At 63.6% G+C, this 21825-nt stretch carries 19 protein-coding genes; 6 read left to right on the top strand and 13 right to left on the bottom strand.

The genetic code is table 11. The features are described from left to right. Nucleotides 1-8: 8 nt before the first annotated feature. The gene (locus M2427_RS02400; RefSeq protein WP_280704498.1) at nt 9-926 is read right to left on the bottom strand and encodes an NAD(P)-dependent oxidoreductase; all 918 of its coding nucleotides are present in this window, start codon (nt 924-926) and stop codon (nt 9-11) included. Nucleotides 927-1143: 217 nt separating this feature from the next. Here M2427_RS02400 and M2427_RS02395 point away from each other — a divergent pair, with 217 nt between their 5' ends. Beyond that, the gene (locus M2427_RS02395) at nt 1144-1980 is read left to right on the top strand and encodes a transporter substrate-binding domain-containing protein (protein ID WP_280704497.1); all 837 of its coding nucleotides are present in this window, start codon (nt 1144-1146) and stop codon (nt 1978-1980) included. 246 nt (nt 1981-2226) lie between these two features. Continuing rightward, the gene (locus M2427_RS02390) at nt 2227-3543 is read left to right on the top strand and encodes an MFS transporter (protein ID WP_280704496.1); all 1317 of its coding nucleotides are present in this window, start codon (nt 2227-2229) and stop codon (nt 3541-3543) included. 15 nt (nt 3544-3558) lie between these two features. Here the strand turns inward: M2427_RS02390 and M2427_RS02385 are convergent, their stop codons facing one another. From M2427_RS02385 to M2427_RS02370, 4 genes are all read right to left on the bottom strand, one after another. After that, on the bottom strand, nt 3559-3717 hold the full coding sequence (locus tag M2427_RS02385; protein ID WP_280704495.1) for a hypothetical protein: 159 nt from the start codon (nt 3715-3717) through the stop codon (nt 3559-3561). Between the two features lie 99 nt (nt 3718-3816). Then, entirely contained in the window at nt 3817-5475 is a 1659-nt protein-coding gene (locus M2427_RS02380; RefSeq protein ID WP_280704493.1) for a carboxylesterase family protein, read from the bottom strand. Next, a complete protein-coding gene (locus M2427_RS02375; protein WP_280704492.1) occupies nt 5472-6968 on the bottom strand; it encodes a carboxylesterase family protein in 1497 nt (498 codons plus the stop codon). The genes M2427_RS02380 and M2427_RS02375 overlap by 4 nt, the downstream gene beginning before the upstream one ends. A gap of 17 nt (nt 6969-6985) precedes the next feature. Then, on the bottom strand, nt 6986-8323 hold the full coding sequence (locus M2427_RS02370) for an MFS transporter (protein WP_280704491.1): 1338 nt from the start codon (nt 8321-8323) through the stop codon (nt 6986-6988). A gap of 211 nt (nt 8324-8534) precedes the next feature. Between M2427_RS02370 and M2427_RS02365 the strand changes: the two genes are divergently transcribed. Then, nucleotides 8535-9185 carry a TetR/AcrR family transcriptional regulator gene (locus M2427_RS02365; protein WP_280704490.1) on the top strand — a complete coding sequence of 217 codons (651 nt, stop codon included), beginning with the start codon at nt 8535-8537 and terminating at the stop codon, nt 9183-9185. Between the two features lie 11 nt (nt 9186-9196). Here the strand turns inward: M2427_RS02365 and M2427_RS02360 are convergent, their stop codons facing one another. The 6 genes from M2427_RS02360 to M2427_RS02335 form a co-directional block, all read right to left on the bottom strand. Then, nucleotides 9197-9982: an ABC transporter permease gene (locus M2427_RS02360; RefSeq protein WP_280704489.1), complete on the bottom strand. Its 786-nt coding sequence runs from the start codon at nt 9980-9982 to the stop codon at nt 9197-9199. Then, a complete protein-coding gene (locus tag M2427_RS02355) occupies nt 9979-10791 on the bottom strand; it encodes an ABC transporter permease (RefSeq protein ID WP_280704701.1) in 813 nt (270 codons plus the stop codon). The genes M2427_RS02360 and M2427_RS02355 overlap by 4 nt, the downstream gene beginning before the upstream one ends. A gap of 68 nt (nt 10792-10859) precedes the next feature. Further along, entirely contained in the window at nt 10860-11906 is a 1047-nt protein-coding gene (locus tag M2427_RS02350; protein WP_280704488.1) for an ABC transporter substrate-binding protein, read from the bottom strand. Between the two features lie 26 nt (nt 11907-11932). Further along, a complete protein-coding gene (locus tag M2427_RS02345; protein WP_280704487.1) occupies nt 11933-13240 on the bottom strand; it encodes an FAD-binding oxidoreductase in 1308 nt (435 codons plus the stop codon). A gap of 15 nt (nt 13241-13255) precedes the next feature. Next, entirely contained in the window at nt 13256-13972 is a 717-nt protein-coding gene (locus M2427_RS02340) for an HAD family hydrolase (RefSeq protein ID WP_280704486.1), read from the bottom strand. A gap of 32 nt (nt 13973-14004) precedes the next feature. Beyond that, entirely contained in the window at nt 14005-15084 is a 1080-nt protein-coding gene (locus tag M2427_RS02335; RefSeq protein WP_280704484.1) for an ABC transporter ATP-binding protein, read from the bottom strand. Nucleotides 15085-15295: 211 nt separating this feature from the next. On the opposite strand from M2427_RS02335, the gene M2427_RS02330 reads away from it, so the two are divergent. After that, nucleotides 15296-16234, top strand: a complete 939-nt coding sequence (locus M2427_RS02330) for a LysR family transcriptional regulator (protein WP_280704483.1) — start codon at nt 15296-15298, stop codon at nt 16232-16234. Nucleotides 16235-16297: 63 nt separating this feature from the next. On the opposite strand, the gene M2427_RS02325 is transcribed toward M2427_RS02330, so the two are convergent. Next, on the bottom strand, nt 16298-17755 hold the full coding sequence (locus M2427_RS02325; protein WP_280704481.1) for a M81 family metallopeptidase: 1458 nt from the start codon (nt 17753-17755) through the stop codon (nt 16298-16300). Between the two features lie 165 nt (nt 17756-17920). On the opposite strand from M2427_RS02325, the gene M2427_RS02320 reads away from it, so the two are divergent. Beyond that, the gene (locus M2427_RS02320) at nt 17921-18898 is read left to right on the top strand and encodes an ABC transporter substrate-binding protein (RefSeq protein ID WP_280704480.1); all 978 of its coding nucleotides are present in this window, start codon (nt 17921-17923) and stop codon (nt 18896-18898) included. A 323-nt stretch (nt 18899-19221) separates the two neighbouring features. Further along, nucleotides 19222-20106 carry an ABC transporter substrate-binding protein gene (locus M2427_RS02315; protein WP_280704479.1) on the top strand — a complete coding sequence of 295 codons (885 nt, stop codon included), beginning with the start codon at nt 19222-19224 and terminating at the stop codon, nt 20104-20106. A 702-nt stretch (nt 20107-20808) separates the two neighbouring features. Here the strand turns inward: M2427_RS02315 and M2427_RS02310 are convergent. Continuing rightward, nucleotides 20809-21597, bottom strand: coding sequence for an outer membrane beta-barrel protein (locus M2427_RS02310; RefSeq protein ID WP_280704477.1), 789 nt, complete (start codon nt 21595-21597; stop codon nt 20809-20811). Nucleotides 21598-21825: the final 228 nt, after the last annotated feature.

Below are 21825 nucleotides of genomic sequence, written 5' to 3'. Positions count from 1 at the left end.
CTTGTTCTTTACTTGCCAGTCGCGATGATGCGGCGGCAGTGGTCGAGGGCCGCGCCGATGAGATTGTCGCTCGCCTCCGGCGTGCGGAATGCCGAATGCGCCGACAGCGTCACGTTCGGCAGTTTTGTGAGAGCATGGCCAGCCGGCAGCGGCTCGACGGTGAAGACGTCGAGGCCGGCATGGGCGATGTGGCCTGAGCGGAGCGCCTCCAGCATCGCGTCTTCGTCGACGACAGCGCCGCGTGCCGTGTTGATCAGGATGCTGCCCTTGCGCATCTGCGCGATACGCTCGCGCGACAGGAATCCCTTGGTCTCGTCGTTGAGCAAGAGATGCAGCGAGACGACGTGGCTCTCGGCCAGCAGCTTCTCCAGCGAGACGAACTCCACGCCTGGATGCGTCTTCGGCGTCCTGTTCCAGGCGATCACCTTCATGCCGCAACCTGCCGCCATGCGCGCGGCCTCCGCCGCAATGCCGCCGAAGCCGATCAAGCCGAGCGTCTTGCCGGTGAGCTGCACGGCGTCGCGACGCAGCCAGTTGCCCTCGCGCATGCCGCGGTCCATCTCGCCGAAGCCTTTAGCCGACGCCCACATCAGCGCGATCGCGCATTCGGCGACGGCCGTGTCGCCGTAACCCTTGATGGTGTGAACCGAGATGCCGCGCTCGGCGAGCTCATCGGGATTCATGTAGCTGCGCGCGCCGGTGCCGAGGAAGACGACATGCTTCAGCGCCTTGCAGGTCCCTGCGATCGGCGTCGGCACCGCGGTGTGGTCGACGATCATGATCTCGGCATCGCCGAGCAGGCCGGGGAGATCGTCGGGCTTGATCGCGGGATTTCTGACGATGCTGACGGGTAGATTCTGTGCGGCCAGCAGCTTCTCGGTGACCGCGGCCAGGGTGTCGTTGGCATCGACGAAAACAGCACGCACAGACTTATCTCCTCTCAATCCCGGTAGCCCTCCGGCCGGCCCGATATAGGCACGGCTTCACGGAGTTTTCTCTCGCTTTGCCAACGGATTAGGCTCTAACCTGCCTCATCGCACAAATCCCCGGCAAAGGCGCAATACCATATTGCATTATGACCTGAATACAGAAATAGTCCACCCGCCGGAGTTGATGATCCCCATTCCCCAGGAGCACTTGCCCATGAACCGCAGGGACGCACTCACCACCGTCGCGCTGGCGGGCGCCGCAATGGCCGCGACCACATCAGTCAAGGCCGACACCGCGCCGACTTCCACGCTCGAGCGCATCAAGAAGAGCGGCGTGCTGCGCATCGCTGTCATCGCCGGCCAGGATCCCTATTTCCACAAGGACCTCTCCACCAATCAATGGTCGGGCGCCTGCATCGACATGGCGAATGACATCGCTGGCAAGTTAGGCGCCAAGGTCGAGATGCTGGAATCGACCTGGGGCAACCAGATCCTCGATCTGCAGGCCGACAAGGTCGACCTCGCCTTCGCCGTGAACCCGACGCCGGAGCGTTCGCTCGTCATCGATTTCTCGACCCCGATCCTGGTGCACTCCTTCACGGTCATCACCAAGAAGGGCTTTGCCAAGCCGCAGACCTGGTCCGAGTTGAACAAGCCCGAGGTCAAGATCGCCGTCGACATCGGCTCGACGCACGAGACCATCGCGCGTCGCTACTGCCCGAAGGCTGATATCCTCGGCTTCAAGACCCGCGACGAGGCGATCCTCGCGGTATCGACCGGGCGCGCCGACTGCAACATCTCGCTGGCGGTGCTCTCGATCTTCACGCTGAAGAAGAATCCGACGCTCGGCGAGCTTGCGATCCCGCGGCCGATCCTGACACTGCCGACCAATCTCGGCATCCGCGCCGAAGCCGATCGCCGCACCAAGGATTTCCTCAGCGCCTGGGCCGACTACAACCGTTCGCTCGGCCAAACCCGCGAATGGCTGCTGAAGGCCTATCAAACCGTCGGCCTCAGCGCCGACGACATTCCGGGCGAAGTGCAGTTCTGATCGATCGCGCATGTCGGCGACGCCTGCAGCCGTACAGTCGGCGGCTGAGGCGTTCTTGAGGCGATCTCACTGGACATATTGACGCGGGATGCCCCGAGCAAACCGGGACGCTGATATGCAGTCGCGTTACGTGGCGCTTCCGCTGTTGACGCTGACACATGCGCGTTTAAGTAGGTGAGACAAAGACTGCTGGGGGTGGCGACGTTCGCTGGGCTTATTCCCGTTGCCGTCACCCATGCAGGACACATGACGACCTCGCCTCCCGCGACCTCGCCAAGCGCGAAACCGAAATCCCATTCAGCGCCCCCTCATCTCGCCATCGTCCTGTTCTCGCTCGCGATGGGCGGTTTTGCGATCGGGACCACCGAATTCGCATCGATGAGCCTGCTGCCGTTCTTCGCGGCCGACCTTCATATCGACGAGCCGACCGCCGGACACGCCATCAGCGCCTACGCGCTCGGCGTGGTGCTGGGCGCGCCGCTGATTGCGGTGCTCGGCGCGAAGTTCGCGCGGCGCACGCAGCTCTTGGCGCTGATGGCCGTGTTCGCACTCGGCAACGCCCTCACCGCACTGGCACCTGGCTTTGGTTCGATGATCGCGGCCCGCTTCCTGTCGGGCTTGCCGCACGGCGCCTATTTCGGCATCGCCGCGCTGGTGGCCGCCTCGCTCGTTCCGCAACATCGTCGCTCGCAGGCGGTTGGCCAGGTAATGCTGGGCCTGACCGTCGCCACCATCATCGGCGTGCCCCTGGCCAATCTGATCGGCCAGGCAGTCGGATGGCGCGCGAGCTTTGGCCTCGTGTCGGTGCTGGCCTTGCTCACGATGCTGCTGTGCGCGCTGTTCGCGCCGCGCGACCAGGCCGGGCGGTCGGATCCGCTGCGCGAGCTCGGCGCGCTCAAAAGCCGCCGCGTCTGGAATACGCTTGCAATCGGCGCCATCGGCTTCGGCGGCATGTTCGCCGTCTACACTTATCTGGCGACGACCTTGATCGAGGTCACCAAGGTCAGCACTGGGGCCATTCCGTTCTTCCTGGCGATCTTCGGCATCGGCGCCACGCTCGGCAATCTGTTCGTGCCGCGGTTCGCCGACCGCGCGCTGATGCCGACGGCGGGCGGCATCCTGGTATTTGCCCTCGTGGCCCTGCTGGCATTTCCGCTTGCCGCCGGCAATCCCTGGCTGCTCGCGATCGACATTTTCGCGATCGGCGCCAGCGTCGCGCTCGGAGCCGTCCTGCAAACGCGGTTGATGGACGTCGCCGGAGACGCGCAGGCGCTTGCCGCCGCGCTCAACCATTCGGCGTTCAACACCGCCAACGCGCTCGGCCCGTTCCTCGGCGGTCTTGCCATTCGTCAGGGGTTCGGCTGGACCTCCACCGGCCCTGTCGGCGCGGCGCTCGCGGTTCTGGGCATCCTGATCTGGTTCGTCGCCTGGCGCGACACCGGTCCTGCACCGGTTGAACACGGCTCAGGCGGTGACGCTGCGCCACGAGAGGACGCGCCGCTGAAGCCCGCACCGCCGCTGGCGCCGCGTGAGCGAAGCCGCTCCAAGGAACCGGTGGCCTGAGGGATTGCGACGCGCTCAGAATAGAGCGGCGTTGAGAGCCTGTCCGTAGATCATCGCGGCGACGAGCGAGACCAAGAGGCCCGCGCCCGAGAAGATCACGAGGATCTTCAGCGTTTCGATGTCGACATTGGTTCCCGTCGCACGGGATATTGCTTTTGCCAGTGCAGCAATCATCGCCAGCTCCGAAGCCGGCCGCGCGACGCGGGGCCTGACCTCATCTAGCGCAGATCGGCGCATCCGCCTGTGAAACAGATTACAGGTGCCGACTTCGCGCTAGTCGCGCGATATCCGCGGTGTCGACGGCGTGACGTTGGCGGGCGTGTGGAATTCGAGCCGCACCCGGTTCTCCTCGCGCAGCCCAGTGTCGTCGCCGAACTCGACATAGGTTTGCGCGTCCGGCTTCCATTGCGGCCACGGCGTTGCCGGCGTGGCCGGATTGCCGGACCGCGCGAAGGCGACGAGCGTGTCCATCATGCGCTCGGACAGCGCGCGGTCGAACTCGGTCCAGTTGCGTGTGGTGCGAAATTTGTTGAAAGCATCCTGCGTTCCGAACCAGTAGGGCACATCCGAGGTGTGATAGGCGCCGATCTTCTGCGGGCTGTCGAAGAATTCGACACCGGGCGTGAAAGGATGCACGCGCGAGAACATGTACATGTAGAACGGCGCCTTGCCGGTCTTCGCCTGCGCTTCGGCCCAGTTGCGCGTGCCGATCTCGACCAGGCCCTCGCGCGCAGCGAGCAGGCCCATGGCTTTTGCCTCGTCATCGGTCCTGGCGGGATAGAGCGCGAGAAAGCGGTCGGCCTGGTCGCCGTAGAGCTTCTTCGCGGCCGCGACGTAGGCCTCCAGCGTGCCGGCGGTGCGGAGATCGTTCGAGCTCTCATCGCGCGTGAAACCGGCGACGGTCGCGACATCGTTTTGCTTGCCGGCCGCAAAAATGTTCGGAACGGTGTCGGGCAGCACATAGCCGTCGATATCGGGCGACACCGAGATCGTTCCGGCGCAGCCGAGCTGGCAGTCCTTCTGGACCGCCAGAATCTTGTCGGCCTGGATCAGCCGCATCTCGGCCAGCGACGCTGCGCCGAGCGCGGACTGCACCTCGAGGCCGGTCTTTTCGGCCGCCGGCAGCGCCGGGAATTTGAATCTGGCGTCGAACATGCTGAGACTCATCGCGAAGCCGCGATGGAACAGGCCCTTCGCCAGCGGACTCGCCTCCAGCGCCGACACCGACATCGCGCCGGCCGATTGCCCGGTGATGGTGACGTTGTCGGGGTCGCCGCCGAACTGCGCGATGTTGCGCTTGACCCATTGCAGCGCCGCGACCTGGTCCATCAGGCCGTAATTGCCGGAGGCGTGGTGCGGCGATTCCGCGGTCAGTTCGGGATGAGCGAGATTGCCGAGAATGCCGACGCGGTAGTTGAAGCTGACGAAGATCGTGCCTTTTCTGGCTACATTCTCGCCGTCATACATCGCCATGCCGCTGGAACCGAGCGTGAAGCCGCCGCCATAGATCCAGACCACGACCGGCAGTTTTGCACCCGGCTTGGCATCCGCGCTCGCCCAGATGTTCAGATAGAGGCAGTTCTCGCTGGTCGCCTCTTCGCCGAAATAATGATTGAGATTGTGCCGGCGCAGCACCTGGATGCACTCAGGCGCCAGCCGGTCGGCGTGATACACGCCCTTCCACGCCTCGACCTTCTGCGGCGCGCGCCAGCGGAGATCACCGAGCGGCGGAGCTGCGAAGGGAATGCCGAAATAGGCTTTGACATTCGACGGCAGCACCTTGCCGGAAACGGCCCCGCTATCGATGCTGACGGGGTCTCCGGGAACAGGCGTCGCGACGATCTGCGCCGAGAGCGGCGAAGCTGCAAGCATCGCGAGCAACGAAGCGATCGAGATTGCGGACCATGACGCGTTCCGGTTCAAGATGCTCATACGGCCTCCCTGATGTTCTTTTTATCGTTGGCGCCAGTGCTCAATTCCGCCCACAGGCGGAAGCGCGCGCCTTCGTTCTGCGGCACGATATGAAACGGCTGACCGAAGATTGCGAGCGGCTCGTTAGCAGGCTCGAACCGCGGCCAGGCTTCCGCGACGTCGGGCTGGCCTGATGTCACGAAGCGCAACAGGCTGGTCTGAAACCGGGCCGCGACGTCGATGTCAGCAGGCGTCATCGGGCCGCCCTTGCGTTTCAGGATCGGCCGATCGATGAAGTCGGGCAGATGCGCCCAGAGGCAGGCATTGTCGGCGCCGTGGGTCGGACCTTGCGAGAGGAACGGCTCCAGCGCCGGGCGATGATCGAACCGGCTCAGCCACACCGCGCCGCCCGCAGCCGAATGGAGCCGCGCGAGATCGGCCATCGGGCGATGCCAGAACGCATCCGACAGCAGCGCCTCGTAGGGATCCTCGTCGGGGCGCGCCGAGCCGCGATAGCAGGCCAGCAGACGCTCCCAGCCGGCGTCACTGAGCGCAACACGAACATTGCGCTCGGTGGTGCGGATCATCGCGGCCGGCGGATTGCTCTTCAGGAACATCACCATTTCGTCGCGACAGGAGCCGAGCCAGAGCGGGATGTGGCGCAAGGCCCCGTCGGCGAAGACATCGCGCGGCTCGCGCGCGATCACGGTGCCGTCGAGCACCGGGCCGAACACGGTGCCTGAATCCGTCTCGTCCGCGATCCTACGGCCGACGCGTTCGACGGCCGCGAATAGCTTTGGCAACGGCAGGGATTCGATCGCCTGCGGGTCTTGCTCGAGCTCAAGTTCGGCCAGCACCCGGCGCACGACGTGATCGGCATGGGCGGCGCTCATGATCTTGCGGCCGGGTGCGCTTAGCGCCAGCGCACGGGCGAACTTGCCCTTGGCTTGCGGCAAGGTCGCGAGCGCGATCACCATGGACGCGCCCGCCGACTGGCCCGACAGCGTCAGCTGATCAGGATCGCCGCCGAAATTGGCGATATTCGCATGCACCCAGTCGAGCGCAGCGAGCGAATCCGAGATGGCGAGGTTGTTGGCTTCAGCCAATCCATGGCCATGCAATTGCAGAAAGCCGAGCGGACCGAGCCGGTAATTGATCGTGACAATGACGGCCGGGCCGTGCGTAGCAAGGAACGCGCCGTCATAGTCGGCGCCGCCGCCGGTGACGAAGGCACCACCGTGGATGAAGAACAACACCGGCAGCGGGCCCTTCGTCCCGACCGGCGCCCAGATATTCAGGCTGAGACAAGACTCCTCCGCCTGATCGAGATGCCCGGGCTGCGGCGCGTAAGCGCCGTAGTCCGTGCAGCGGCGCGGTTCGGTCCACGCCGGCGGCGGTGTTGCCTTGGCAAAGCGCCGCGCGGTCGCGAAGGGCACACCCTTGAAGGCACGGATGGCGCCCTGCTCGGCCCCCATGATCGGGCCGAGCGTGGTCTGAACTGCGTTGGTCAGCATCGATCCCAATCCTGTCTTTACGCGCGCCGCTTGCCGAGATCGGCGATGTCGACCTTGTGGGTTTCGCGCGCGGTCGATGCGGCCAAGGCCGAGGCGACACAGCAACCGGCGACGAAGATCGCAACCGGGATCCAGCCATTCGGTCCCTCGCCGACGAGGCTCGCGCTCACCAGCGGCGTGAAGCCCGCGGCGAGAAAGCCGAGCTGGGTGCCGATCGCGGTGCCGGAATAGCGCACGCGCGCCTCGAACATCTCCGCATAGAACGACGGCCAGATCGCGTTCGGCGCGGAGTAGATCATGTAGAGCCCGATCGCGGCGGCGAAGATCGCAGTCGTGCTGCCCGACGTCACCAGCATGAAATACGGAAACAGCAGCACGGCGCAGCCGAGCACGCCGCCGATGAACACCGGCTTGCGGCCGATCCTGTCGGCGAGCAGAGCCCAGAGCGGCTGCGCGAACAGCGCGGTGACATTGCCGAGCACGCCGGCCCACAGCATGGTCGGGCGCGCGACGCCGAACTTGCTGGTGGCATAGCCGAGGGCGAACACCGCGGTCAGGGTGGAGACGGTCGCGATCAGCGCGCAGACGATGACGCGCAGCACGTCCGGCCAATAGTCGCGCAGCAGCGCCACGACGGGAAAGCGCGCCACTTGCGCCTTGTCCTTGATGTCCTCGAACACGGGCGTTTCCGGCATGGTCCGGCGCACCAGATAGGCGACCAGCAGCACCAGCGCGGAGAGCAGGAACGGAATGCGCCAGCCCCAGCTCAGCAGCTGATCTTCCGGCATGCTCGACACCGGGATGAACACCAGCGTCGCCAGGATCGCGCCGGCCTGAGTGCCGCTCAGGGTCCAGCTCGTGAAGAAGGCGCGGTTCGAATTGGCGGAGTGCTCGAGTGTCAGCGAGTTCGCCCCGCTCTGCTCGCCCGCCGCCGACAGGCCTTGCAACAAACGCAGCAGCGTCAGGATAACAGGTGCGGCATTGCCAATGGTCTTCGCATCGGGAAGCAGGCCAATCGCGAGCGTCGAGGCGCCCATGATCACCAGCGTAAACAGCAGCACCGTCTTGCGACCGATGCGGTCGCCGAAATGGCCGAGGATCACGGCGCCGACGGGGCGCGCGATATAGCCGATGCCGAACGACAGCAGCGCAAGCAGCGTCCCTGTCGACGGGTCGACATTGGCGAAGAACACTTTTGGAAAGATCAGCGCGGCCGCGGTGCCGTAGATGAAGAAGTCGTAGTATTCGAGCATGCTGCCGACGAAGCTGACGAGTGCGGCGCGCTTCGGCAGCTTGGCTTGCGCAACGTCCGCGCCGGATGGCGCGTGCAGCGATGCAGTTGAGGTCAAGCTCATCAGAATTCCTCCCCGTGTGATGGCGGTCGCAGTTCGCGTCATGCCCGTCCGGCCGTGCGCGTCTTTTGCTTTTGGTTGCCGCAACCTTGGTTTCGATCCATAATGTACGAACTAGTACGTTTATGCAAGGCCGCGCCGGAGAAGCGTCGGATTGGGCGAAATTTGCCTTCACCTTCAAGGTGATCCATAGAAACGGGCGGGAGAAACTGTGATGCTCAAGCGCATGCCACCCCCATCGAAGCGCACCAACGACCCCGAGCGCACCAAGCGCGACATCCTCGAAGTGGCGATGGCCGAATTCGCCTCGGAGGGTTATTCCGGCGCGCGCGTCGATGCGATCGCGGCGCGGACACGCACATCCAAGCGGATGATCTATTATTATTTCGGCGGCAAGGAGCAGCTCTACCTTGCCGTGCTGGAAGAGGCCTATCGCAGCATCCGCGCGCTGGAGGACCAGCTCGACATCGAAAGCTGCGATGCGCGCGAGGGCCTGCGCCGGCTGATCGAGGCGACCTTCGACCACGACGAGCGCAACCCGAACTTCATCCGCCTCGTCTCAATCGAGAACATCCACCATGGCAAGCACCTCAAGCAGAACCTGCAGCTGCGCCAGCTCAACGCCAGCGTGATCGCGACGCTCGACGGCATCCTCAAGCGCGGTCGCAGCGAGGGCGTCTTCCGCGACGACGTCGACGCCATCGATCTGCATCTGGCCATCTCCTCCTACTGCTTCTTCCGCGTCGCCAACCGGCATACGTTTGGTGCGCTGTTCGATCGGGATCTGAGCGAGCCGAAGGTGCTGGCGAAGAGCCGGAGCCAGATCGTGGAGATGATCCTGGCGTGGTTGGGGGCGAAGGCTTGAGCCGACCGCCCTCACCCCGCCTTCTTCTGCCGCGAGCTCGCCGCTAACACCAGCAGGAACGACGCCGCCGTCATCAGCGTCGAGATAGCGGCAATCGTCGGATCGATCTCGTCGCGGAGCGCGGTGAACATGCGCTTGGTCAGCGGCTGATACTGGCCGCCGGAGATGAACAGCGCGACGATGGTCTCGTCCATCGCCGAGATGAAGGCGAAGATGCCGCCGGCGATTACGCTCGACTTGATCTGCGGCAAGGTCACCGCGAAGAAGCTGCGCAGCCGGTTCATGCCGAGGCTGCGCGCCACCATCTCCTGCGCGGGATCAAAGCTTTGCATACCGGCGAGCACGGAGATGACGACGTAAGGCAAGCCCAGCATCACGTTCGCCAGCACGAGGCCGGGCATGGTCGCGACCAGGCCGACCTTGGCGTAGACGAAGAAGATTCCCACCGCGGTGATGATGATCGGCACCACCAGCGGCAGCAGCAACGCCATGTGGATGACGCGCATGATCCGCAGTTTTGACTGGCTGATGGCATAGGCAGCGGCCACCCCGAACGGGGTCGCGATCACCACCGTCAGCAGCGCGACCGTCAGCGTCGTCAGCGTCGCCTGCATCCAGGCCGGATTGGAGAAATACTGCTGATACCAGCGCGTCGAGAACGACGGCGGCGGAAAGGTCAAGAAGCGCGCGCTGGAAAACGAGATCGGCGCGATGATCAGAACCGGCAGGATCAGATAGACCAGCACCAGCGCGCTGATGACGTAGAGGGCGATGCGTGCGGGCGAGATGCGCGTCATTTCTGCCCCAACACGCGATCGAGCGAGATAAAGCGGCTGACGACGAAGAAGATCGCGAGCACGCCAAGGAGCAGCACGACGGCGACCGCGCTCGCGGCACCGAACTGGTTGTAGAGCTCGACATTGCGGCTCACCAGCATCGACACCATCACCGTGCGGCCGCCACCGAGCAATTCCGGCGTGATGTAGAAGCCGAGGCAAAGCACGAACACCATGGTACAGCCCGCGAGCACGCCCGGCAGCGACAACGGCAGGAAGACGCGGAAGAACGTCAGCGACGGGCTCGCACCGAGGCTGGCGCCGGCCTGCATGAGATCGCCGGGAATTTTTTGCATGGTGGCGTAGAGTGGCAGCACCATGAACGGCAGCAGGATGTGCACGGTCGCGACGGCAGTGCCGAACGTGTTGTGAACCAGCGCCAGCGGCTCGGAGATCACATCGAGATAGCGCAGGAGCTGGTTGATCACGCCGGTGCGCTGGAGCAGCGCCAGCCAGGCATAGGCGCGCACCAGCACTGATGTCCAGAACGGCAGCACCACCAGCGATAGGATCAGGATGCTCCATCCCTTCGGCACGGAATTGGCGAGATAGGCGACGGGATAGCCGAGCAGCAGCGCGATGACGGTCACCGCGAGGCTGATCTCGAAGGTCAGCGCAAAGCTCCGCCAATAGATATCCTCGGTAAAGACGCGGCGATAATTCTCCAGCGTGAAGCCGTCATGGTAGATCGACTGCCAGGCGAGCCAGCCGACCGGCAGCACGATCAGAGCCAGGATCACCAGCAGCGCCGGCGACACCAGCGCCAGCATCAGGCCGTGCTCGCGGCGCTGATGCTTTTGCGATGGATCTGGCACAGACATCGTCAACGCCGCCTCGCTCATTTCTGCATAAACGATGCCCAGCGCTTCTCGGCGGCCTCACCTGATGGCGAGGACCACCAGGCGTAGGACATCAGCGCCTGCTTGGCCGCATTCGCCGGCTCGCTCGGCAATTGCGCAGCGCGCTCGGGCTTGATCACATTGGTGTCGAACGCCTTGGGATTGCCCGGACCGTAATCGATGTTGAGCGGCAGATTGGCCTGGTGCACGGGGTCGACGGCCTCGTTGAGGAACTTCACCGCCGTATCGAGGTTGGGCGCGCCCTTGAGGATGCAGAGCGAGGTGCTCTGCAGGATGCCCTGGTTGTAGGTGAAGGTGACCTTGGCGCCCTCCTTGGCGACCGCGCTGACGCGGCCGTTCCACGCCATCTCCATGTCGACCTCGCCGTCATTGAGGAGCTGCGCCGACTGCGCGCCCGAGGTCCACCACACCGTGATGTTGGGCTTGATCTCCTCCAGCTTCTTGAAGGCGCGATCGACGTCGAGCGGATAGAGCTTGTCGGGCGCGACGCCGTCAGCCATCAGTGCCGCTTCGAGCGTGGCAATCGGGTGGTTACGCAGCGCACGGCGGCCGGGGAATTTCTTGACGTCCCAGAAATCCGCCCAGCTGTTCGGCGCGTCCTTTGGGAACGTCTTCTGGCTGTAGGCGAGAACGCTGGAATAGAATTCATACGACACTGAATAGGGACTGCGATACGCTTCCGGCATCGCCGCCGCGTTCGGGATCTTCGAGAAGTCGAGCTTCTCGATCAGCCCCTGCTCGCCGCCGCGCAGGCAATAGCCGGTGGGGGTGTCGACGACGTCCCAGATCGGCTTGCCGCTGCCGACCTGCGTCTTGATCGCGGGCCAGGCGTCGGGAATCGAATCCTGGTTGATGGTGATGCCGAGCTTCTTGGCGGAGGGATCGAGGATCGCCACCGTCTGCGCCTGTTGATAGGCACCGCCTTGCGAAACGAAGGTGATCTGCTCGGCGGCATCCGCCGCAGCGGTCAATCCCATCGCGCCCACCAGCGCGCAGCCCAATCCAAATTTCCGTTTCATGTTCATCCTCACCTCCTCCATCACCAAAGATCCTATTGACCGATCGCGTCGAGAAACTGGTACCAGCCGGCGACCATGCGCACGGCGGGCTCGCGCAGCGGATAGAACGGAATGGCCTTCATCCGGCTGACGTCGAGCAGCCCGACATCGGGCGCTTCGCCGCGGACGAAGGCCGCAAGGTAGCGGCCCATCAGGCTCGACATCGCGACGCCTGCGCCGTTGTAACCCATCGAGACCAGCGTGCGGTCGTCGATCCGGCCGATATGCGGCACCGAGTCCAGCGTCATCGCAACGAGGCCCGACCATTTGTAGGCGAGCGGGACGTCGGCGAGATCAGGGAAGATGCCGACCATGGCCTTGCGGAGCGCGTCAAAGGCGGCTTGCGAGTCCTGCTTGCCGAAGGCGCCGCGGCCACCAAAGATCACGTGATCGTCGACCATCCGGAACCAGCGCATCATGCGCTTGGTCTCGGTGTAGGTCCGCCCGGTCGGCATCAGCATGCCCGCGAGATTGCGCGGCAGTTTTTCGGTCGCAATGAGCGCGCTGCGGAACGGGATCAGCGTGCGCTGCATATGTGCGGTCGCATCGGTCAGATCGGAATAGCTGTTGGTCGCGATGATCGCCTGCTTCGCGCGCACCGCACCTTGCGGGGTCTCGGCGACAATGCCGTCCTTGTCGCGCCGCAGCTTGATCACTGGCGATTGCTGGAAGATCGGAACGCCGCGGCGCGCCACACCATCGGCAAGGCCGCGCAGATAGTTCAGCGGATGAATGCCGCCCGAGCCGGGATTGAGCACGCCGCCGACAAAGACGTCCGAGCCGGTCTCGTCGCGCACGGCGCCCTTGCTGAGGATGCGAACCTCGGCCGAGCCCATCTCGCGCGTCATCCAGTCGGCTTCGTCGACGGCGGCCTTCAGTGTCGTCTCGTTGTGCGCTGCCTTGACCTGGCCGGTGCGCGTCAGGTTCGCGCTGGTGATGCCGAACTCGGAGACCAGTTCCTCGACCATGTCGGTCGATTCATGCGCGATCTCGTACATGCGCCTGGCCATGGCGCGGCCATGCACGGCATCGATCTCGCGGAACGACAGGCGAAACTTTGCGGTGATCACGCCGCCATTGCGGCCGCTCGCGCCCCAGCCGGGACTGTTAGCCTCGAGCACAACAGGTGCGAGGCCGCTCCTGGCGATGTGGTGCGCGGCGGACAGGCCGGTGTAGCCCGCACCGATGATCACCACATCCGCCTGATGCTCGCCGGACAGCACGGGAAACGCGCGCGCCGGCTCCGCTGTGGCTTCCCACAGCGAGTTGGCCGATGGCAGCGCTGTCCAGTCCCGTGTCATGCCGGCGCTCACGGATTACGCCGCAGGCCCGATGGCCGCGTCGGCCAGCGCCTTCAAGGTCGGGAAATGGAAGTCCGGTTTTGTCAATGTCTCGACGGCGGGCGTGCCGCCAAAACCGGCGATACCCTGACGGCGTTCGATCCAGCACACCTTGTAGCCGAGCTTCCGTGCAATCCCGATGTCGTGGTACTGGCTCTGCGCCACGTGCAGGATGTCGGATTGCTTGTAGCCGAAGGCCGACTGACGGCCCTTGTTGTAGGCGAAGAACTCCGGGTTCGGTTTCGCAACGCCCGTCTCGTCGGCGCAGACGGTGTCGTCGAAGGGATTGCCAAGCGCATGCGCGTAGCACGACAGCGCAACCCGGTCGGCATTGGTCATCGCCACCAGACGAAACTTTGTGCGCAGGCGCTTCAGCGCCTCGACGGAATCAGGGAATGGTCCCCAGCGTAGCACCGAGAGCTGGAACACGTCGCAGGACGCGTCATCAGCCGGCAGTCCGAGCTCGGTCGCGAGATGACGATAGACGTGGAACATCACTTCGCTCGAGCGCTCGTAATGCCTGTCGCGGCCACGCTTGTAGGGCTCGAAGATCTGCTCGTCGCTGAGCTCGGCTGCCTTCTTGCCTCCGATCCTGCGCACGGCTTCGAGCACGCCAGTTTCGAAATCGATCAAGGTGCCGACGACGTCGAAGGTGAGAACCTTGAAATTGCTGAACGCGGCTTGGGTCGACATGTGTTCTTCTTCTCTCAGGTTGCAACAAGGCTTCAGTCCGCCCGGGGCACGACGATGGTGTCCTCGGGATGAAGGGTGACGGTGAGGCTGCCGCCGAGCGGCGGAATGCGGCTATAGGCCTGGTGATAGGAGGGCTGGCGCAGGCTGATCGCGATGCCGTCAGCGAGCGCCAGGAAGATGCGCAGGCTCTCACCCTGATAGACGATGTCGGTGACCGTCCCGGTCAGGCGGTTGCAGGTGGCATCCTGCGCGCCGTCGTCGATCAGCAGCTTCTCGCTGTGCACGGCGAGCATCAGGGCGTCACCATTTGGAATGGCGCGGGCGCTGCGCAGCAGGGCATTGCCGAGCGCGACACTGGAGGCATCGACGCGCCGGACGGGGAGCATCGTCGCCTCGCCGATGAAACTTGCGACAAAGGAATCCGCCGGATGATCGTGCAGCCGCTCGGGCTGGTCGATCTGGATCAGGCGGCCGTCCTTCATCACAGCGACCCGGTCACTCATGGTCAGCGCCTCGCGCTGGTCATGGGTGACATAGATGATGGTGGCCTGGATGCGCTTGTGCAGCGCGCGCAGCTCGATCTGCATGGTCTCGCGCAGCTGCTTGTCGAGCGCCGAGAGCGGCTCGTCCATCAGGATCAATCGCGGCTCGAAGATCATGGCGCGCGCGAGCGCCACGCGCTGACGCTGACCGCCGGACAGCTGCGCGATGCCGCGCTCCTCGTAACCGGCAAGGCCGACCATCGACAATGCCGCGCGGACCTTGTCCGGCCAGCTCGCTTTCGGCAGGCGGCGGGCGCGCAGGGGAAAGGCGACGTTCTCGCCGACGCTCATATGCGGGAACAGCGCGTAGTTTTGGAAGACGACGCCGATGTCGCGCTTGTGCGGCGGCATGTAAGTGACGTCGCGGCCGCCAAACAGGATGGTGCCGGAGGTCGGCAGGATGAAGCCGCCCAAAATGCCGAGCAGCGTGGTCTTGCCGGAACCGGAGGGGCCGAGCAGCGAGACGAATTCGCCGGCGCCGACATTGAGGGAAACGTCATCGAGGGCGCGAACGGCGCCGTACGCCTTGCTCGCGGACCTGATCTCGACGCTTTCCGCTCGTTTGTCCAACGATCGACCTCGCGCATCCCTGTGAATGGCGTGCCTCACTGCACGCCATAAGCCTGCTTTATAGACAGCGTTTTGGAGCATTCTCAGGCGTAGCGTGCGCCGCACCAAATTCTTGCTCGCAAAGCCTGTCTTTTGGCTGTCACGGCAATGACACCAGACTTGGCAGAATCCGGCAATTGCCAAATTCTCACCGCGCTCATAACATGACGTTATGCCCGAGCTGCGCCGCATGCTGCCCTCAAGTAACGCCCTGTTCGTCTTCGACGCAGCGGCGCGCAATGGCAGCTTCACGGCTGCAGCCGCTGAATTGAACGTTACGCAGCCCGCGGTCAGCCGCATGCTTGGACAATTCGAGGAGCATCTCGGCGTTCGCCTGTTCGACCGCGGTGCGGGGCGCGCGGTTCTCACCGAGGAAGGCGAGCTGCTCTATCGCCGCGTGCTCGAAGGCTTTCGCAGCATCGAGACCGGGCTCACCGAGATCGAGCGCCGCCGCAAGGGCACCGAGACCGTGACGCTGTCGGTGTCCTCCGCCTTTACCACGCATTGGCTGATGCCGCGGATCGACAAATTGCAGAAGCAGTTTCCGCAGGTCGATCTGCGCTTCCAGCTGATATCAGGCGCGCTGCGCGGCCCGGTCGAGAATGTCGATCTCGGCATGCGCTTTCGCGATCGCGACGAGCCGTCATCCGGCGGCACTTTGGTGATGAAGGAAGTGATGCTGCCGATGTGCAGCCCTGGCTATCTCGGTGAGACCGATCCCGCTAAAGGCAACACCATCATTCGCCTCGCCGAGACACCGGGCGACTGGGCCGCGGATTATGCCTCGCTGCTCACAGGGCGCCGCGGCGCGGCCAAGGGGCTGAGCTTCACCGACTACGCGGTCGTGGTGCAGGCGGCCCTGCTCGGTCAAGGCATCGCGCTCGGCTGGCTGACCGTCGCCTCGCACTGGCTGCTCACCGGCGCGCTGGTGCCGGCCTCCGACCGGCTCACCACCACGCGCCGGATCTGCGAATTCCTGCCGCCGCGCAACCGGCCGATGCGCCCGATTGCCGCCGAGATCCGCGACTGGATCATCGGCCAGATGCAAAGCGAGATCGCGGCGATCGACAAGCTCTATCCCAAGCTCGGCGCGATGGCGGCGTGCTATTGAGAGCAACCGGCTGGTGTTCCGCTCCGGACGCGCACATTGGCACGCGACAGCTGGCGCCGTCCTTCAGCTCGCATCGAGCGGCCATTTCGGGCGCCGGATCTTGCGGTATGGCAGCGAAGTGACGTCGCGGGCCACGACGCCGGGCGCGTCGACCATGATGACGCGCGTGGCAATCGGCTCGAAGGACGCGCGGAAGTGCTGGGATGACTTGACCACGACGATCTTGCGTTGCGCGGGATCGACCCCGAGCTGGGTGAAGACATCGATACCGAAGGCCTGGCAGCGGAAGGTCGAGAGCACGACCTCGACGCCGTTGCAGGCGACAAGCGCGCAGTCGCCGAGCTTCGCCGGCGTTCCCGCAAGTCCCGTCATCACCATGCCCGGCTTGAGCGCGCGGATCTCCCAGACGGCATCGATGGGATCACCGGACAGCGGCCCGATCTTGCCGCCGATGCGCAAGGCGAGGCGCGCGCCGATGCCGGCATCGAAAGCGATCCGCACCGCGCCCGGATCCCACAATGGTCCGAGACAGGCGCTCGCGACGTCGCGATCGATGAGGCGTCGCAGGATGTAGGTGGAATCGCCCGGCGCGCCGCCGCCGGGATTGTCATTGCCGTCGCCGAGCACCACCGTGCCGTTGGTGGCCACCGCCGCATCGAGCGCGGCATCGACGCCGATCAGGGGCTCGGCGAGCGCCTCGCGCAAGTCGCAGAGTTCGCGCGCCAGGCGCTGCGCCACGTCCCGGCCGCGCGCGCCGTCGGGATCGGCCGCGGCGTCGGTGTAGACCAGCATCTTCGTGCCCATGTCGGGCACATCGCCCCAGGCGAAGCCGTGCACGGGGGATATTGAGACTATGCCATCCTTGCCCTCGAGCGCGCGCACGCGGTTCACAAAACCCTTGCCCGGCTCGCGCGTGGTGTGCAACGACGCGATCATTCCGGTGTCGACAACGGCAACCTTGAGCTTGAGACGCTTCTCGGCCAGCGCCGTGCAGAATTCGACGAGCTCCCGCGCCCGCTCCAGGATGTCCGTGTGCGGATACTCCTTCCAGCAGATCAGGAGGTCGGCATTCCCAACCATGGCGTCGCTGAGATGCGTGTGCGGGTCGAGCGTGCCGCCAACGACCGTATCGGGTCCCACGATCTGCCGGACGCGCGCCAGGAGGTCCCCTTCGCAATCATCATAGCCGTCGGCGACCATGGCGCCGTGCATGCCGAGCAGGACCATGTCGACGGGAAGCGCCGCCTTGAGATCCCCGAGGAGCTGGTCGCGGAGACTTTCATAGGCTGTGCGCGTGACGATGCCGTTCGGCACGGCTGCCGCCACCAGCCCCTCGATCAGCGTCCAGCCGCGCGACGGCCCGACCTCCCGCGCGGCCCAGAGCGGGCCGCCGTGCATCTGCATCACGTCGGGATGCTTCCCGGCCGGATAGTAGGCGCGCTCGTGAAACGCCGACACGCCCGTCGGCATCGGCGCAAAGGTGTTCGTCTCGGTGGCAAGTGCGGCGGAAAAGACGCGCATGGGATTTCACTTCTCTCATTGAGAAGCGCAATAACGCCCGCTATGGCGGCCCGGCGCAACCGTCTTTAATGCATGATCGCTCGCTCGGATGGCAGGCATTGGACCCCTTGGACTGGTGCCGAGAGTTCCGTATGCTTGGATTGATGCGTCTGGGGCGGACGAGCAATGAAGCGGCGGCAGTTTATTCTTGGACTTTCAACCTTAGTTACCTTGCCCGCACTTGCCGGGGCACAACAGCGTAAAGGAATGCCACGTCTCGGCGTTCTTATGACGATCGGTGCGGAGGCGAAAGATCGGATTGCCGCATTGAATAGAGGTCTCCGCACACGGGGCTGGATAGACGGGGAAAACCTTGAAATCGATTATCATTGGGCAGACGGCAACAAGCAGCGCATTGCGGACATCGCGAACGTCTTGGTCAACTCTCGACCCGATCTCATCCTGGCCCACAGCTCGCCTGCAGTCCCTCCGTTTTTGCGCTTAACGCAAGACATTCCAATCGTTTTTGTTCAGGTCTCTGACCCCGTGGGCCAAGGGTTCGTCAAAAATCTAACTCGACCCGGAGGCAATGTAACCGGCTTTGCCGCGTTCGAGTTTTCGGTCGGAGGAAAATGGGTCGAACTGCTCAAGGAGCTGTCGCCGAACGTCGATAGGGTTGGGATCCTCTACAATCCGTCCACGACGCCATATGAGCAGTATGTCGTGCACGGGAGGGCGGCTGCCGACGCTCTTGGGATCGCGCTTACGCAGGTCGAGGTTCGCGAGAGTGAGGAAATCAAACCGGTCCTTGGCAAGTTTGGCGAGCGTCCGGGCGGCGGCTTGGCTCTGCTTCCCGATCCATTCACATCGATCCATCGGGACGAGATTGTCGGTACCGCTGCGCGTCTTGGCGTGCCGGCTATCTATCCCTATCGAGCCTACGTAGATTCGGGCGGATTGTGCTCGTATAGCTACGATGTGTCGGACCTGTTCTTCAGATCCGCCACGTATGTCGACCGCATCCTGAGGGGGGAAAAGCCCGGCGACCTGCCAGTCCAGCTGGTGACGCGCTATCAACTTGTATTCAATCTCAAGACCGCAAAGACGATGGGCCTTGCCCTACCGCCGACGCTGCTCGCCCGCGCCGACGAGGTGATCGAATAACCGCCGGGTTTGCTGCGGTGCATGAGTCTCCTGATGGCCCTGGCTGACTTCAGCCCAGTGCGCGTCGATGTGCGCTTCCGAGTGGTGACCTGATCAAGGGCATGCTTGCTTCGAGGCCAGCCTTTGGACCCATGGGAGACACTACCCCGAATCCTTGTGCGCGTCGAAAGTCGGTGCGACCTTTGTCAAAGTCCTTGTGCAAAGTTAAGATGCTGCTCCTACAGGGGTGAGAGCGCGGTATGCGACGTCGGGATTTCATAACCGGTGGTTTGGCCACGGCGTGGCCCCTCGCTGCGCACGGGCAGCAAGCACGCAAGCTTCCAGTGGTCGGTTTTCTTGTCCCCGGCACAGAGCAATCGCACGGCAAGTGGGTCGCCGCTTTCACCAAACGCATGAGCGAGCTTGGCTGGATTGATGGCCAGACCGTTCGTCTTGAATATCGTTGGGCCGCGGGCCACCCTGAGCGCTATCCTGGCTTTGCTGCAGAATTCGTTGAGCTCAACGCCTCGGTTCTCGTAACGTCCATCAACGATGGCGCCGTCATTCTGCAGAAGGCGGCGCCCGAGACGCCGATCGTTCACACCGCCATGGTCACGGGATCGACGTTCATTTCCAGCCTGTCTCATCCGGGTGGCATGGTGACCGGACTGTCGCAGATTGGAGGGGAGCTTGGCGGAAAGCGTCTGCAGCTTCTCATCGATGCTATCCCCCAGCTTCGTCACGTTGCGGTGCTCGGCGTCGCCGCGGATGTCAAGCGTGCCCCGGAAACGGAGCAGGTCACCGCAGCGGGGCAACTGTACGGCATCGAAGTCGTGCCGCTCACGGTGAGCAAGCTGGATGACATTGCCCCAGCGATCTCGTCAGTGAAAGGCAAGGTCGACGCGCTCTACGTGATCATTCATCCTTTCGTGAGCGTCAATCAAATCGCCATCAATACATTGGCGCTCGAAGCTCGCTTGCCGACAATGCATGGCTTGCCTGAGCACGTCAGGTCTGGTGGCCTGATGTCGTATGGCCCGAGCTTTGAAGACCTCTTCGCCCGAGCTGGAAACTACGTCGATAAGATCTTGCGCGGCGCCAAGGCCGCCGATTTACCGGTCGAGCAACCGGTCAAATTTGATCTCGTCATCAATCTGAACACCGCGAAAGCGCTGGGATTGAGCGTGCCGGTGTCGCTGCTCTCAAGCGCGGACGCGGTGATCGAGTAAGCTCCGAGTTCCGGTTTTGGCCCGCGGCTGACCTCAGCCCAGAGTGCAACGATGTCCGCTTCCAAAAGATGACCTGACTAAGGGCATAGTGCTGCCGAGGGCAGCCTTTGACCCGAAGCGGTCTTGGAGCTACCGCCGATGCGGATCGCTTTCATGCGCTTTTCTTTAGGGGAATGCTGTAGCGAACGACGCAAAGAGAGCGAACAAAAAGACAAGAGATGCCATCGCGACCAACATGATGCACATGGCTAGGTAGAGATCGCCCGAGTCCAAACCCTTGAACTCAGGATTCCGCGCACGTTGCAGCTTCTCAGACTGCGAAACCATCTCCTGAAATCTCTGCCAATTCAAATTCATGAACAACGGCATTAGAAATAGAACTAGCTGAACGATTGTGAGCAGATTCAGAGCCGACTCTGCGTTCGCCGAATCATGCCGTCCAGCCCGCATCGGCGCGTCTCGACCCCAGAGATGCGCCCAGGTTGAAATGGAGGCGCCAACGGCGAATAGGCACCCATTGATGCCACAGGCCCATTTTGCTGGGCTTCGTGAGGCATTGAGAATAGAGCGTTCTTTTTTTACATGGTCATTCATTGCGATCGCGGCACATAGTTGTCTTTTCAGTCCAACGATCATGGATAAGTGCGCTAAACAAAAAGCCCCAGCAATGCCGGGGCCTTCTTCGTCACTGCATTAGGCGGATCAGTACCGCGCGACGACAGGGCCACCGAAGGTGTAGTTCAGCCGGACGGTACCCATGTCGATATCCTGCTGGATTCGCTCGGTGCGATCGAACACGCCCGCTGGCGTGATGATATTGCTGCTGCTGCGACCCATGAACAGATGGTCGTATTCGACCGCGACCGACCAGTTCGGCGCAAATCCGTATTCGAGGCCGACACCGACCGCGCCGCCCCAGCGGGTTCCGCTCGCGCCGTCGAAAGCGGTGCCGACCGGGAATGCGCCGACTGCGGTTTGCACCACGCCGTTGTAGCTATTGTGGGTGACGGCGGCGCCGCCCTTCAAATAGCCGAGCACATTATTCCATGCGTAGCCAACCTGGCCGGTGAAGAGGCCGATCGCATCGGTCTTGGTTTGATTCAGGAACGGAAAACCGCCGAAGGTGCCGGTCAAACTCGTGTTCGAGCCCTTGAGGTTTGCCCAGTCGCCCTGGGCTTCGAGGCCGAACACCCAGTTGGTTGCCTGCCACCGATAGCCGACTTGGCCACCAACCAGACCGCCCGTCGCGTCCGAACAACCTTCGCTCGGCGCGGCCGGAACTGGACCGGCTGCGACGGCCGTCAGATTCCAGCAATTGCGGCTCGAGCCGCCGCCGGCGTTGAGGCCGACGTAGAAGCCGCCCCAATTGTAGACCGAAGCGGCCGCAGGCGCCTTGGTGTAGACCTTGGCGGCAAGATCGGCAGCAGATGCAGCACTCGCAAAGCTCACAATCGAAAGCAATCCGGCACAAACGGTATTGAAGCGAAGCATTCCCAGTCCCCAGAGTTGCAACAGAGCAGCCCCACTACTGGCATGAAATTTCAAGCTGCGACAGTTTGCCGTGGCTCCCGGCTTTTCTTTTCTCTGACGTGTTGCCGGGGCGCCACGGGCCACACCTGCGCCCCTATGTTCAGCTGTTGCCCATCGCGACATATTGGGCTGCCGCACAAACTTGGTCGCTATGGGGGCAAAGCGGACATTGCTTTCGTCGCATCAAGT

Source organism: Bradyrhizobium sp. BR13661 (genome assembly GCF_029892425.1).
In the GTDB taxonomy this organism is placed as follows: domain Bacteria; phylum Pseudomonadota; class Alphaproteobacteria; order Rhizobiales; family Xanthobacteraceae; genus Bradyrhizobium.
This window is presented reverse-complemented; position numbering and strand designations above follow the sequence as displayed.

Coding starts and splice junctions, on each gene's coding strand:
- M2427_RS02360 (WP_280704489.1), bottom strand. CDS start 9,982: ATGACGCGCATCTCGCCCGCACGCATCGCCCTCTACGTCATCAGCGCG.
- M2427_RS02370 (WP_280704491.1), bottom strand. CDS start 8,323: ATGAGCTTGACCTCAACTGCATCGCTGCACGCGCCATCCGGCGCGGAC.
- M2427_RS02390 (WP_280704496.1), top strand. CDS start 2,227: ATGACGACCTCGCCTCCCGCGACCTCGCCAAGCGCGAAACCGAAATCC.
- M2427_RS02355 (WP_280704701.1), bottom strand. CDS start 10,791: ATGCTGGCGCTGGTGTCGCCGGCGCTGCTGGTGATCCTGGCTCTGATC.
- M2427_RS02330 (WP_280704483.1), top strand. CDS start 15,296: ATGCCCGAGCTGCGCCGCATGCTGCCCTCAAGTAACGCCCTGTTCGTC.
- M2427_RS02380 (WP_280704493.1), bottom strand. CDS start 5,475: ATGAGCATCTTGAACCGGAACGCGTCATGGTCCGCAATCTCGATCGCT.
- M2427_RS02375 (WP_280704492.1), bottom strand. CDS start 6,968: ATGCTGACCAACGCAGTTCAGACCACGCTCGGCCCGATCATGGGGGCC.
- M2427_RS02365 (WP_280704490.1), top strand. CDS start 8,535: ATGCTCAAGCGCATGCCACCCCCATCGAAGCGCACCAACGACCCCGAG.
- M2427_RS02345 (WP_280704487.1), bottom strand. CDS start 13,240: ATGACACGGGACTGGACAGCGCTGCCATCGGCCAACTCGCTGTGGGAA.
- M2427_RS02385 (WP_280704495.1), bottom strand. CDS start 3,717: ATGATTGCTGCACTGGCAAAAGCAATATCCCGTGCGACGGGAACCAAT.
- M2427_RS02350 (WP_280704488.1), bottom strand. CDS start 11,906: ATGAACATGAAACGGAAATTTGGATTGGGCTGCGCGCTGGTGGGCGCG.
- M2427_RS02340 (WP_280704486.1), bottom strand. CDS start 13,972: ATGTCGACCCAAGCCGCGTTCAGCAATTTCAAGGTTCTCACCTTCGAC.
- M2427_RS02310 (WP_280704477.1), bottom strand. CDS start 21,597: ATGCTTCGCTTCAATACCGTTTGTGCCGGATTGCTTTCGATTGTGAGC.
- M2427_RS02395 (WP_280704497.1), top strand. CDS start 1,144: ATGAACCGCAGGGACGCACTCACCACCGTCGCGCTGGCGGGCGCCGCA.
- M2427_RS02320 (WP_280704480.1), top strand. CDS start 17,921: ATGAAGCGGCGGCAGTTTATTCTTGGACTTTCAACCTTAGTTACCTTG.
- M2427_RS02325 (WP_280704481.1), bottom strand. CDS start 17,755: ATGCGCGTCTTTTCCGCCGCACTTGCCACCGAGACGAACACCTTTGCG.